At 58.1% G+C, this 12,727-nt stretch carries 13 protein-coding genes; 12 read left to right on the plus strand and 1 reads right to left on the minus strand.

Features of this window, described 5'->3' with window-relative positions:
- Positions 1-64 precede the first annotated feature (64 nt).
- The 12 genes from ACR3ES_RS13675 (at position 65) to ACR3ES_RS13730 (ending at position 11,817) form a co-directional block, all read left to right on the plus strand.
- The gene (locus ACR3ES_RS13675) at positions 65-955 is read left to right on the plus strand and encodes a YicC/YloC family endoribonuclease (RefSeq protein WP_170430549.1); all 891 of its coding nucleotides are present in this window, start codon (positions 65-67) and stop codon (positions 953-955) included.
- A gap of 17 nt (positions 956-972) precedes the next feature.
- Positions 973-1,614: a guanylate kinase gene (gene gmk / locus ACR3ES_RS13680; protein WP_170430547.1), complete on the plus strand. Its 642-nt coding sequence runs from the start codon at positions 973-975 to the stop codon at positions 1,612-1,614.
- Positions 1,611-2,135, plus strand: coding sequence for a gamma carbonic anhydrase family protein (locus tag ACR3ES_RS13685; protein ID WP_170430545.1), 525 nt, complete (start codon positions 1,611-1,613; stop codon positions 2,133-2,135). Before gmk ends, ACR3ES_RS13685 begins: the two co-directional genes overlap by 4 nt.
- 28 nt (positions 2,136-2,163) lie before the next feature.
- Entirely contained in the window at positions 2,164-3,210 is a 1,047-nt protein-coding gene (locus ACR3ES_RS13690; RefSeq protein WP_170430543.1) for an ATP-binding protein, read from the plus strand.
- Positions 3,211-3,404: 194 nt separating this feature from the next.
- Positions 3,405-4,445 carry a substrate-binding domain-containing protein gene (locus ACR3ES_RS13695; protein ID WP_170430541.1) on the plus strand — a complete coding sequence of 347 codons (1,041 nt, stop codon included), beginning with the start codon at positions 3,405-3,407 and terminating at the stop codon, positions 4,443-4,445.
- A gap of 92 nt (positions 4,446-4,537) precedes the next feature.
- A complete protein-coding gene (pstC, locus tag ACR3ES_RS13700) occupies positions 4,538-6,010 on the plus strand; it encodes a phosphate ABC transporter permease subunit PstC (RefSeq protein ID WP_170430539.1) in 1,473 nt (490 codons plus the stop codon).
- On the plus strand, positions 6,007-7,338 hold the full coding sequence (gene pstA / locus ACR3ES_RS13705) for a phosphate ABC transporter permease PstA (RefSeq protein ID WP_480425489.1): 1,332 nt from the start codon (positions 6,007-6,009) through the stop codon (positions 7,336-7,338). The genes pstC and pstA overlap by 4 nt, the downstream gene beginning before the upstream one ends.
- A 15-nt stretch (positions 7,339-7,353) precedes the next feature.
- Entirely contained in the window at positions 7,354-8,151 is a 798-nt protein-coding gene (gene pstB / locus ACR3ES_RS13710; protein WP_170430536.1) for a phosphate ABC transporter ATP-binding protein PstB, read from the plus strand.
- Between the two features lie 25 nt (positions 8,152-8,176).
- On the plus strand, positions 8,177-8,878 hold the full coding sequence (gene phoU / locus ACR3ES_RS13715; protein WP_170430635.1) for a phosphate signaling complex protein PhoU: 702 nt from the start codon (positions 8,177-8,179) through the stop codon (positions 8,876-8,878).
- A 12-nt stretch (positions 8,879-8,890) separates the two neighbouring features.
- Positions 8,891-9,580, plus strand: coding sequence for a phosphate regulon transcriptional regulator PhoB (gene phoB / locus ACR3ES_RS13720; RefSeq protein ID WP_170430534.1), 690 nt, complete (start codon positions 8,891-8,893; stop codon positions 9,578-9,580).
- A 134-nt stretch (positions 9,581-9,714) separates the two neighbouring features.
- Positions 9,715-10,944 carry an acyl-CoA dehydrogenase gene (locus tag ACR3ES_RS13725; protein WP_170430532.1) on the plus strand — a complete coding sequence of 410 codons (1,230 nt, stop codon included), beginning with the start codon at positions 9,715-9,717 and terminating at the stop codon, positions 10,942-10,944.
- 105 nt (positions 10,945-11,049) lie between these two features.
- Positions 11,050-11,817, plus strand: a complete 768-nt coding sequence (locus ACR3ES_RS13730) for an SDR family oxidoreductase (protein WP_170430530.1) — start codon at positions 11,050-11,052, stop codon at positions 11,815-11,817.
- Here the strand turns inward: ACR3ES_RS13730 and ACR3ES_RS13735 are convergent.
- Positions 11,814-12,683: an acyl-CoA thioesterase gene (locus ACR3ES_RS13735; protein ID WP_170430528.1), complete on the minus strand. Its 870-nt coding sequence runs from the start codon at positions 12,681-12,683 to the stop codon at positions 11,814-11,816. The genes ACR3ES_RS13730 and ACR3ES_RS13735 overlap by 4 nt on opposite strands.
- Positions 12,684-12,727: the final 44 nt, after the last annotated feature.

Consider the following 12,727-nt stretch of genomic DNA (forward strand, 5'->3'; position numbering starts at 1 on the left):
GCACTGGTCAATGGCATTAGGTGCGGCAGGCGGGCAGCAAAAAGGCAAGGAAGAGAGGGCAGTCATGATCAGATCCATGACCGGGTTCGCCTCGGGGAAGGGGGCGTTTGGGCCGCACAGCTGGGCATGGGAATTGCGCAGCGTGAACGGCAAGGGCCTCGACATGCGTCTGCGGGTTCCGGAATGGCTGACCGGGTTGGAGGCCGCCCTCAGGGGCACGCTGTCAAAGTCTCTGAGCCGGGGCAACGTGACCCTGTCGCTGCGCCTGAGTCGCGAGGAAACAGCCCCCGCGTTGGACCTGAACGAACCTGCGATGGCCGCTGCCCTGGACGCCTTGGTCCGGACGCAGGATATGGCTGCAGCGCGCGGTGTGACCCTTGCGCCGTCTCGCGCAACCGATCTGCTGGCCATGAAGGGCATGATGGATGCAGGTACCGACGCGGATGATCCGGCGCCGCTGGTTGCGCATCTGACGACCGAATTCGATGGGCTGTTGAGCGCGTTTATAGACATGCGCCAATCCGAAGGCGCGGCTCTGGCCGGGGTGCTGGAGGCCCAACTGGATCAGGTTGCAGGGCTGACCGCGCAAGCCGCCGATCTGGCGGAACAGCGCAAGGACAACATGGCCGAGGCGTTGCGCGTCAACCTTGCGCGCGTTCTGGACAATGCGCAAGGCGCCGATCCGGACAGGGTGGCGCAGGAACTGGCACTGATCGCTGTCAAGGCTGACATCACCGAAGAGATCGATCGTCTGATCGCCCATGTTGCAGCTGCGCGCGAATTGCTGACACAGGACGGGGCGGTGGGCCGCAAGCTTGATTTTCTGATGCAGGAGTTCAATCGCGAAACCAACACCTTGTGTTCAAAGGCGCAAAGCCCGGATCTGACCTCAATCGGGCTGGAGCTGAAAGCGGTGATCGATCAGATGCGCGAGCAGGTGCAAAACGTTGAATAGATATGGGAACAACTGAAATGGCGGATCGCCGGGGCCTACTTATCATCCTGTCATCGCCGTCCGGGGCGGGCAAATCCACGCTGGCCCGACGGCTGATGGACTGGGATACCGATCTGGAGTTTTCGGTGTCGGCCACGACCCGCGCGCCGCGACCGGGCGAGGAAGAGGGGCGCGAATACTACTTTTTGACGGAAGATGCGTTCAAACAGCAGGTGACTGACGGGCAGATGCTGGAACATGCCCATGTTTTCGGTAACTTCTACGGGTCGCCCATCGCGCCAGTGCGCGAGTCGATCAACGACGGTCGGGATGTTCTGTTCGATGTAGACTGGCAGGGTGATCTGCAAATCCGTAACTCGGACCTTGGCAAACATGCTTTGTCGATCTTTATTCTGCCGCCCTCGATCCCGGAACTGCGCCGCCGGTTGGAAACTCGTGGTCAGGACAGCGAAGATGTGATCGCCAAGCGCATGCTCAAAAGCTGGGACGAGATCAGTCACTGGGGATACTATGATTATGTTCTGGTCAACGATGATCTGGATGCGACCGAGGAAAAGCTGAAAACAATCGTCAGCGCCGAGCGGATGCGCCGGATTCAGCAGCCAACGCTGCAGGATCATGTCCGAAAGCTGCAGAATGAATTTGAGGGATTGTCATGACGATTTACGCCCTGGGTAACCATACGCCCCAGATCCACGAAGACACCTGGGTTGCGCCGGATGCCAATCTGATCGGTCAGGTCGTGCTGGAGAAGGGGGCCTCGGTCTGGTTCGGCTGCACAATCCGGGCCGATCACGAAGAAATTCGCGTGGGCGCGGGTAGCAACGTGCAGGAAAACTGCGTAATGCATATCGATCTGGGCTTTCCGCTCACCATTGGCGCCAATTGCACCATCGGTCACAAGGTCATGCTGCACGGCTGCACGATTGGCGAAAACTCTCTGATTGGGATGGGCGCCATTGTCCTGAACGGCGCAAAGATCGGGAAAAACTGTCTGATCGGGGCAGGGGCGCTGATCACAGAAGGCAAGGAAATCCCTGACAATTCGCTGGTCATGGGGGCGCCGGGCAAGACTGTCCGGCAACTGGACGCGGCGGCGGCGCAAAAAATCACCTTCAGCGCGTTGCACTACCAAGAGAACATGCGCAAGTTTCGCGAGACTTTGACGCCGGTTTCCTGACACACCCGGGCCAACAGGGTACAAGACCATGTCTGAAGATCTGCTCGCTGAATTTGTTTCAGCCGTTCCCATGCCCGCGCTGATGGTGGATCAGACCGAGCGGATCATTTCCGCCAACACCGACGCGAAAACGCTGTTGGGTCAAAACATCCAGGGCCGTCATTTCGCAACCATATTGCGGCAACCGCAGGTGATTGAGGCGCTGGAACAAAGTCTGCGCACCAAAGGACCGGCAAAAACCCGGCACTTGTCGAATGACGGCGCGCAGGACACGACCTTTGAAGTGCATTGCCGCTATATGACCGGGGTCGGTGCCGTGTCCGGCGGTGCTGTGATCGTGATCTTTCAGGACGTGACGCAACTGGAACAGGCCGGTCAAATGCGCCGGGACTTCGTGGCCAATGTCAGCCACGAATTGCGCACGCCCCTGACCGCCTTGATGGGCTTCATTGAAACCTTGCGCGGCCCGGCGCGCGATGACGCCCCCGCGCGGGAACGGTTTCTGCAGATCATGACCGAAGAGGCCAACCGGATGAATCGTCTGGTCGGCGATCTTCTGTCTCTGAACCGGGTCGAAAGTGAAGAGCGTGTGCGCCCCAAGGAACAGCTGGAGTTGACGGGGCTGTTGCAATCCACCCTGACCTCGCTGCGCCCATTGGCCGAAGACGCACATGTGACCCTGTCTATGGATGCGCCTCAAGGGCCTGTGTCGTTGACAGGTGACAGTGATCAATTGCGTCAGGTCTTTACCAATCTGATAGAAAACGCGATCAAATACGGCGGCAGCGGCGGCAGCGTCGAGGTGCGCGTAACCTCGTCCGAGCGCGATACCGCGATGCGCGGCCCTGCTGTTCGCGTTCAGATCATCGACAAGGGTCCGGGCATTGATGCGGTTCATCTGCCACGCCTGACAGAGCGATTCTATCGGGCCGACAGTCATCGCTCGCACGAGTTGGGTGGGACCGGGCTGGGTCTGGCCATTGTCAAACACATCGTCAACCGACACCGCGGGCGGCTGCGCGTCGAAAGCGACCTGGGCAAAGGGTCAGTTTTCACTGTGATTTTGCCCCGATAACCGCGCGGGACGCGACAGAAGAAACGCACACGCCAGTCCGACGGGTCGAGGCTGACGGCTGGTCAGCCAACCTAATTCTTCGGTTGTCATAATACTGTTACACAGGTGTCACAAAAGACTTACGCGCAATCCATAGGGGTGCGCGCAGGATCATCATGGGGGTGATCAGAGTGTACTTCTTCAGGGAGACTGAAATGTCCTTTGTAAAACTGTCGGCTTCGGCTCTTGCCATCGCTGCCGTTTCGGCCACAACCGCTGCTGCGCGTGATCAGGTTCAAGTTGCCGGTTCTTCGACTGTGCTGCCTTATGCTTCGATCGTTGCGGAACTGTTTGGTGAAAACACCGACTTCCCGACACCTGTTGTTGAATCCGGTGGATCGTCTGCCGGTCTGAAGCGTTTCTGCGAAGGCGTTGGCGAAAACACCATCGACGTCGCAAACGCGTCGCGCGCCATTCGTGAAAAAGAAATCAAGGCCTGTGCCGACAACGGCGTGACAGACATTATGGAAGTCCGCATCGGCTATGACGGCATTGTCTTTGCCAGCCAGCAGACCGGCCCGGCGTTCACCGCATTCGAGCCGGCAGACATCTACAATGCAATCGGCGCCAAGGTCATGAAAGACGGTGCTTTGGCCGACAACAGCTACAACACCTGGGCCGAGTTCAACGGCGACCTGCCGGATGTTGAAATCGCGATGTTCATCCCGGGCACCAAGCACGGTACCCGCGAAGTCTTCGAAGACAAGGTTCTGTTGGCCGGTTGCGAAACCACTGGTGCCATGGAAGCCATGATCGCCGGCGGCATGAGCGAAGATGACGCCGAAGATGCCTGCCTCGACGTTCGTACAGACGGCAAGTCGGTCGACATCGACGGTGACTACACCGAAACTCTGGCCCGTATCGACACCAACCCGAACGGTATCGGCGTGTTTGGTCTGGCATTCTACGAGAACAACACCGACAAGCTGAAAGTGGCGACAATGGGTGGCATCGCGCCTTCGACCGAGACCATCGCGTCCGGTGAGTACCCTGTGTCGCGCCCGCTGTTCTTCTACGTCAAGAAAGCGCATATCGGCGTGATCCCCGGCCTGAAAGAGTACGCTCAGTTCTTCGTCGCTGACGAAATCGCTGGCGGTTCGGGCCCGCTGGCCAACTATGGCCTGGTTGCCGACCCCGAGCTGGCGTCGACCCAAGACGCGATTGCCAACGAAAAAACCATGGGCTCGGGCAGCTAAACCCGACCTTGGTTTGAAATGCCGGGGGCGGCCTGAATTGTCGCCCCCACGCCCGCCTTCTTGAATTCCCATATCAGACCAGTGAGGGCGACATGCCGACACTTTGGCTAGTCTTGATCGTCATTGCGATCGCAGCAATCGGTTATGTGCTGGGCCGGTCTCGCGCACTTCAAAGCGCCGGAGGCGAAAGCCGGGACCTGCATTCCTTGCCGAATTTCTACGGTGCAAACGTGGCACTTAAGACGGTGGTGCCCGCGATTGGTCTGCTGATCCTGTGGCTCCTGGTGCAGCCGCTTTACGTAAATTCTCAGATTTCGGACATGATCCCAGAGTCTTCGGTCCAAGAAGGCTCGTCCCTCAGCCTTGTCATGGCGGAAGTGCGTCGTACCGCATCGGGGTTGGACAATGCCGTGGCACAGGGAAGTATTCCTGAGGAGCTTGCGCGGAGCGCCCGCGCCGACGTGACCGACATGACCCAGCGCCTCAAGGATGCGGGGCAGGTCGTCACCTCAAGTATTACCCAGCCGGTGCTGCGCGCTGCGCAGAGCTATCGGATCATGACCGCGACCGGTTATTCGTTCATGACGATTGCCGTGATTGTGGTGGCTCTGGCCGGTGTCGCGTTCAGTTGGTTCCAAACGCATGCGGATTACCGGGCGCGAAACGTCGTTGAACAGGGGGTGCGCATCATTCTTCTGGGTGCCGCGTCAATTGCCATCCTCACAACTGTTGGAATTATTCTGTCCCTGGTCTTCAACACGTGGGAATTCTTCAAGCTTTATCCCGCGGCGGATTTCTTCTTTGGTCTGACATGGTCACCCAGTTTCTCGGGTCGCGGCGGCTCGTCCGCTCTTGGCATCATCCCGTTGCTGTGGGGGACGCTTTACATCTCCATTGTCGCCCTTTTGGTGGCCGTACCTATCGGTCTGTTCGCCGCGATCTATCTCAGCGAATATGCGTCTCCGCGCGTGCGGTCCTTCGCCAAGCCGTTGCTGGAGGTTTTGGCTGGTATCCCAACCATCGTTTACGGTCTGTTTGCCTTGCTGACCGTCGGGCCGCTGTTGCTGGACGTGTTTGGCGATGACGGGCTGGGCTGGATGAAAGCCGGCACTGCCGTGATGACGGCGGGGCTGGTCATGGGTATCATGCTTATTCCCTTCGTGTCCTCGTTGTCGGACGACATCATCAATGCAGTTCCACAGGCGATGCGCGACGGCTCTTATGGCCTTGGCGCGACGCAATCGGAGACCATTCGACAGGTCGTCTTGCCTGCGGCTTTGCCGGGGATCGTTGGTGCAGTCCTGCTGGCGGCCTCGCGAGCCATCGGGGAAACCATGATCGTGGTTCTGGGGGCGGGCGCCGCGGCGCGCCTCAGCCTCAACCCGTTCGAAGCCATGACAACCGTCACCGCAAAGATTGTCAGCCAGCTGACAGGTGACGCGGACTTTGCCTCGCCCGAGGCGTTGGTCGCCTTCGCGCTCGGCATGACCTTGTTCATCGTCACGCTGGGCCTCAACATCTTCGCCCTCTACATTGTGCGCAAATACCGGGAGCAGTACGAATGACCGACGCAAGTATGCAAGGCCCGGAATCGGGACGGCAAACTGTCTCTCTCACGGCAGCGGACGCCCGCACACGCAAACGCGCCAATGCCGAAAAACGGTTTCGTGCCTATGGTGTTGTCGCGATTGCGACCGGGCTGTTCTTTCTGATCGTTCTCTTTGCGTCGATCCTGTCCGAAGGCATTCCCGCCTTTACCCGAACAGTGGTCAGCGTTGAATTCACCCTGACGGAACAGCAACAGGAAGAAGCCGAAGGTCAATTGTTCAAGACGCAGGCATACTCGGATATGTTTGTCACCCAGCTCAAGCAGGAGCTGGGCGAACGGGGGCTGAGTGTTGAGTTTGATGAGGCCGCGATCGAGCGCCTGTTGGGCAAGGTCGGCGGCACTATCCGGACCTTTTATAGTCAGAACCCGGACATGCTGGGGCAGCCTGTGGAGTTTGATCTGGCGGCCTCCAGCCGGGTCGATGGTTACTTCAAAGGCCGCGTCTCGCGGGAAACTATTCAGGACAGCAGATTTCTGCAAAAAAGCGATCTGGACATTGTAGACGCGCTTAAAGAATCCGGCGTGATCAAGCAGGAGTTCAACTGGCCCTTTATCACCGGAGCGGATTCGGGCGTTGATAATCCTGGCGGTGCAGGCATCGGTGCCTCGGTCGTCGGCTCGTTTTTTATGATGCTGGTTGTCCTCGGCCTGTCACTGCCAATCGGCGTGGCGGCCTCGATCTACCTTGAGGAGTTTGCACCGCAGAACCGGTTTACCGACCTGATTGAGGTGAACATTTCGAACCTGGCGGCCGTGCCGTCCATCGTGTTTGGTATCCTTGGCCTGGCGGTTTTCATCCAGTTCATGCACCTGCCGCAATCGGCACCGCTGGTCGGGGGCTTGGTACTTACACTGATGACACTACCGACAATCATTATCTCGACCCGTGCCTCGCTCAAGGCGGTTCCGCCGTCGATCCGTGACGCCGCGTTGGGGGTAGGGGCCTCGAAAATGCAGGCGGTGTTCCATCATGTCCTGCCACTGGCTGCGCCCGGCATTCTGACCGGCACGATCATCGGTCTGGCCCAGGCATTGGGCGAAACAGCACCGCTGCTGCTGATCGGCATGGTGGGTTTTGTTGCCCGAGGCTACCCGGACGGGTTCGTGGCGGGCTTTACAGAGCCCAACTCGGCGATGCCGGCTCAGATTTACACATGGGCGTCGCGTGCCGATGTCGGGTTTTATGAGAAAGCCTGGGGCGGGATCATCATTCTTTTGATCTTCCTGCTGACCATGAACATTATCGCAATCATCCTACGCCGCCGCTTTGAGCGCCGCTGGTAACAGGAGGGCATACCAATGAACGTCATGTCGCGAGTGGAGAAAGAAGTGGACACCAAAGAAATCAAGCTGGAGTGCCGTGACTGCCAAGTCTACTACGGCGACACTCACGCCATCAAAGATGTGAATGTCGACATCGAAGATAAGACCGTCACCGCATTTATCGGTCCGTCCGGTTGCGGCAAGTCCACATTTTTGCGCTGCCTGAACCGCATGAACGACACGATTGACGTCGCTCGTGTGGAGGGCTCGTTCAAACTGGATGGTGAAAACATCTACGATAAACGGGTCGACCCTGTACAGTTGCGCGCCAAGGTCGGCATGGTGTTTCAGAAACCCAACCCGTTCCCGAAATCGATCTATGACAACGTAGCCTATGGTCCGCGCATTCACGGTCTGGCACGGAACAAGGCAGAGCTGGATGAAATCGTCGAAAGATCCCTGCGGCGCGGGGCCATCTGGGATGAGGTCAAAGACCGTTTGGACGCGCCGGGCACCGGTCTTTCCGGCGGACAACAGCAGCGTCTGTGCATCGCGCGCGCGGTTGCAACCGAGCCTGAGGTTCTGTTGATGGATGAACCCTGTTCGGCCTTGGATCCAATTGCAACGGCACAGGTCGAAGAACTGATTGACGAACTGCGCGCTCAGTATTCCGTCGTGATTGTCACGCACTCAATGCAGCAGGCTGCGCGTGTCAGCCAGAAAACCGCGTTCTTTCACCTCGGCAATCTTGTCGAGTTTGGTGAGACCGGTCAGATTTTTACCAACCCCGTAGACCCCCGCACGGAAAGCTACATCACTGGCCGGATCGGCTGAGCACAGGTATTCAGATATGACCGATATAAGCGAACAGCATATTGCATCCGTTTTCGACCGCGACCTGGAAGCGATTCAGGCCCATATCATGAAGATGGGCGGCCTGGTCGAGGCGGCAATCATGTCTGCGGCGCGTTCGCTGGAAACACGCGACGAAGAATTGGCCAAAGAAGTGCGGGAAGGCGACAAGGCCATCGATGCGCTGGAAGACGTCATCAACGAGGACACGGCGCGGCTGATCGCGCTGCGCGCGCCTACGGCAAGCGACCTGCGCCTGGTTTTGTCTGTTCTCAAGGTTTCGGCCAATTTGGAACGCATCGGCGATTACTCCAAAAACATCGCCAAACGGACGACCGTTCTCGTTGAATCCGGCGAAATCAACGGTAGCGCCGCCGCCCTGCGTCGTATGGCGCGTGAGGTTGAGGTCATGCTGCGCGACGCTCTGGACGCGTATATCCAGCGCGATGCAGAATTGGCCGCTGATGTGATCCAACGCGACGAAGACGTCGATCAGATGTACAACGGTTTGTTCCGCGAGTTCCTGACCTACATGGCAGAGGATCCGCGCAATATCACATCCTGTATGCATCTGCATTTCATCGCCAAGAATATCGAACGCATGGGCGACCACGTGACGGCCATCGCCGAACAGGTGGTATACCTGGTGACAGGCGAACGGCCGACTGAGCCCAGGCCCAAAGCCGACAGCACGTCACAAACCGTCTAGGAGACCAAGACCATGTCCGCAGATCAACCGACTGTTCTGGTTGTCGAGGATGAACTGGCCCAACGCGAAGTGCTGGCCTACAATCTCGAGGCAGAAGGGTTTCGCGTCTCCAAGGCTGGCAGCGGCGACGAAGCCATGTTGCTGGTGGACGAAGACAGCCCCGACATCATCGTTCTGGACTGGATGATGCCCAATCTCAGCGGTATCGAGGTGTGCCGGCGGCTCAAGACCCGTCCCGACACCCGGTCGATTCCGATCATCATGTTGTCTGCCCGCTCCGAAGAGGTCGACAAGGTGCGCGGGCTGGAAACCGGGGCGGATGACTATGTGGTCAAGCCGTATTCGGTCGTTGAGTTGATGGCGCGGGTGCGGACACAGCTGCGCCGCGTGCGCCCGGCAACGGTGGGTCTGCGTCTGGAGTTCGATGACATCATCCTGGATTCTGAAACACACAAGGTCAGCCGCGACAGCAAACCCTTGAAACTGGGACCAACCGAGTTTCGCCTGCTGAGTACATTTATGGAAAAGCCCGGTCGGGTCTGGAGCCGCGAGCAATTGCTGGATCGCGTCTGGGGCCGCGATATCTATGTCGACACGCGCACCGTTGACGTGCATATCGGGCGTCTGCGCAAGGCTTTGACACAGCATGGCGGCGAAGACCCGGTGCGCACCGTTCGCGGCGCAGGCTACGCGCTGGGATAACAGCCAAGGGGCAGGGGGCTTGGTGGCAGGTCTCAAACTATGAGCTTTACTCATAGCCCGCTGCCAAACTCTTGCTGTTCATCGCGGGCGGCCCACATTAGGTTGCAGCAACGCTGACAGCCCGGAGAAGCCCCATGAATGCCCCCGAAACCAAGCCGACCTTGCGCGCCAAGGATGCCCCTGATCTGGGCAAGTTCGCATGGGAAGATCCGTTCCGTCTGTCCGACCAGTTGAGCGAAGACGAACGCATGATCGCCGACAGCGCGCGCGCCTATGCTCAGGAAAAACTGCAGCCGCGCGTCACCGAGGCGTTTGAGAACGAGGAAACCGACCCGAACATCTTTCGTGAGATGGGAGACATGGGGCTGCTGGGTACGACCATCCCAGAGGCCTACGGAGGTATCGGCGCGGGCTATGTCGCTTATGGTCTCGTCGCCCGCGAGGTTGAGCGCGTGGATTCCGGCTATCGGTCGATGATGTCGGTTCAAAGCTCTCTGGTCATGTATCCGATCTATGCCTATGGCAGCGAAGAGCAGCGCCGAAAGTACCTGCCGAAACTGGCCGGCGGCGAATGGATCGGATGTTTTGGCCTGACCGAACCGGATGCGGGCTCGGACCCGGCTGGTATGAAAACCCGGGCCGAAAAGATCGACGGTGGGTATCGCCTGACCGGCAGCAAAATGTGGATCTCGAATGCACCGATTGCCGATGTCTTTGTGGTTTGGGCAAAATCCGATGCCCATGACGGCAAAATTCGCGGCTTTGTCCTCGATAAAGGCCTGAAGGGTCTGAGCGCTCCGAAAATCGAGAACAAGCTGAGCCTGCGCGCTTCGATCACGGGTGAGATCGTGCTGGATGGAGTCGAGGTGGGTGAGGGCGCATTGCTGCCCCATGTACAGGGCCTAAAGGGGCCGTTCGGGTGTCTGAACCGTGCACGGTACGGGATCAGCTGGGGTGTTATGGGCGCAGCGGAATGCTGCTGGCATGCGTCACGCCAGTATGGGCTGGACCGCAAGCAGTTTGATCGACCGCTGGCGCAAACACAGCTGTTTCAACGCAAACTGGCAGATATGCAGACCGAGATCGCTCTGGGTCTGCAAGCCAGCCTAAGGGTTGGTCGGCTGATGGATCAGGCAGAGGCCGCGCCGGAAATGGTCTCCATCGTCAAGCGCAACAATTGTGGCAAGGCGCTGGATATTGCGCGCCTGGCCCGTGACATGCATGGCGGCAATGGTATCTCGCTCGAATTTCAGGTGATCCGTCATATGGTTAATCTGGAGACCGTCAACACCTATGAAGGCACACATGACGTACACGCATTGATCCTGGGGCGGGCGCAAACGGGACTGCAGGCGTTCTACTAGAGTGCGCGTAATTTGTATTATGGTAAATAAATTATGCTACCGGGCATTTTAAATTTAAAGTTAAGGACTTACCATGCGTTGCTGGGATTCCGAATTGGAACTTAGATGAACCTGAAAGACAAGACTGTCGTCGTCACCGGTGCTGCCCAAGGTATTGGCCAGGGATTGGCGGAACGTTTTGCGCGTGAAGGTGCATGTGTCGTATGTGCGGATATTGATGACGCCCGCGCGTCCGCAGTGGCCAATGCGATTGGCGGACACGCCATGCATTGTGATGTGTCCAGTGAAGATGACATCAAGGCCCTGATTGATCACATCGAAGACTCTGTCGGCCCTATTGACCTGTTTTGCGCAAATGCCGGAATTCTCACGCTGGGTGGCCTGGATGTGCCAGACTCGGACTGGGATCGTATCTGGAAAATCAACGTGATGTCGCATGTCTGGACTGCGCGGCACCTTGTGCCCCGCATGATTGCACGCGGCGGTGGCTATATCCTGACAACTGCGTCGGCTGCCGGTTTGCTGAACCAACCAGGCGCAGCACCTTATGGCGTGACCAAGCATGCCGCCGTTGGATTTGCCGAGTGGCTGTCCCTGACATACGGGCATCACGGGCTGCGCGTTTCGGTTTTGTGCCCGCAAGCGGTGCGCTCGGAAATGACCCGCGGGCATGAGGATTCCGTTGCCGCAATTGACGGAATGCTGGAGCCCGAAGACGTGGCACAAGCCTGTGTGGATGCGATCCGCGAGGAACGATTCCTTGTATTGCCGCATCCTCAGGTCTTGGACTACATGCGGTTGAAATCCGATGATTATGATCGCTGGCTGGGCGGAATGCGCAAGCTAAATCAAATGTTTATCGAAGAAAACTAAGATCGTTTCTGCACCTTTCGCATCAGACCTTCCTGCGCAACCGAGGCAACCAGAACGCCGTCTTGGGTATAGATCGATCCGCGATTGAAATTGCGTCCCTGCCCCGTCCACGGTGAATCCATCGCATAGAGATGCCAGTTCTCGAAATGGACCGGCGCATGAAACCAGATTGTGTGGTCCAAACTGGCACCGTTGACCTGACCGGTAAACCAGCTCAGTCCATGCGGACGCATCCCGGAACTCATGAGATTCATATCCGAGGCATAGGCCAGCAGTAAGTGCTGGGTTTTTGCGTCGGCGGACTTAGCGGCCCCCATCCGAAACCAGATTTGGTTGCGATCATCAGAAATAGCCGGGTTGAACGGGTCGAGGTGATCGACCTCGCGCACTTCGATGGGGCGTTCGCGGATCAGTTCGGGGCGTAATTTTTCGGGAACACGTTCCAGATATTTCTTTCTCAGCTCCGCACGTGCCGGATAGTGTTCCGGTGCTTTCAATTCCGGCATCGGATGCTGGTGGTCCCAACCTTCGTCCTGAATGTGAAAAGACGCGGACATGTTCAGGATCTGCTTGCCGTGCTGGATGGCAACCACGCGGCGGGTTGTGAATGAACCTCCATCCCGCGCTCTATCAACCTGATAAATAACAGGAATAGTTGGATCTCCCGGGCGAATGAAATAAGCGTGCAGAGAATGGCACAGCCTGTCGTCCACGGTTCTGTAGGCGGCAGCCAGCGCCTGTGCAATGACCTGCCCGCCAAAGATACGCGTGGGCGTTTCGCCCCCCGATCCTGTGCCTCGAAACAAGTCGACCTCAAGCCGTTCAATGTTCAGAAGATCAAGAAGAATGCGTTCAGCGTCAGTCATAGGTCGCTCTCCGGATGGGCTCACATACGGGGTATCAGCGGCGC

The sequence above is a fragment of the Ruegeria sp. B1 genome (assembly GCF_056535885.1).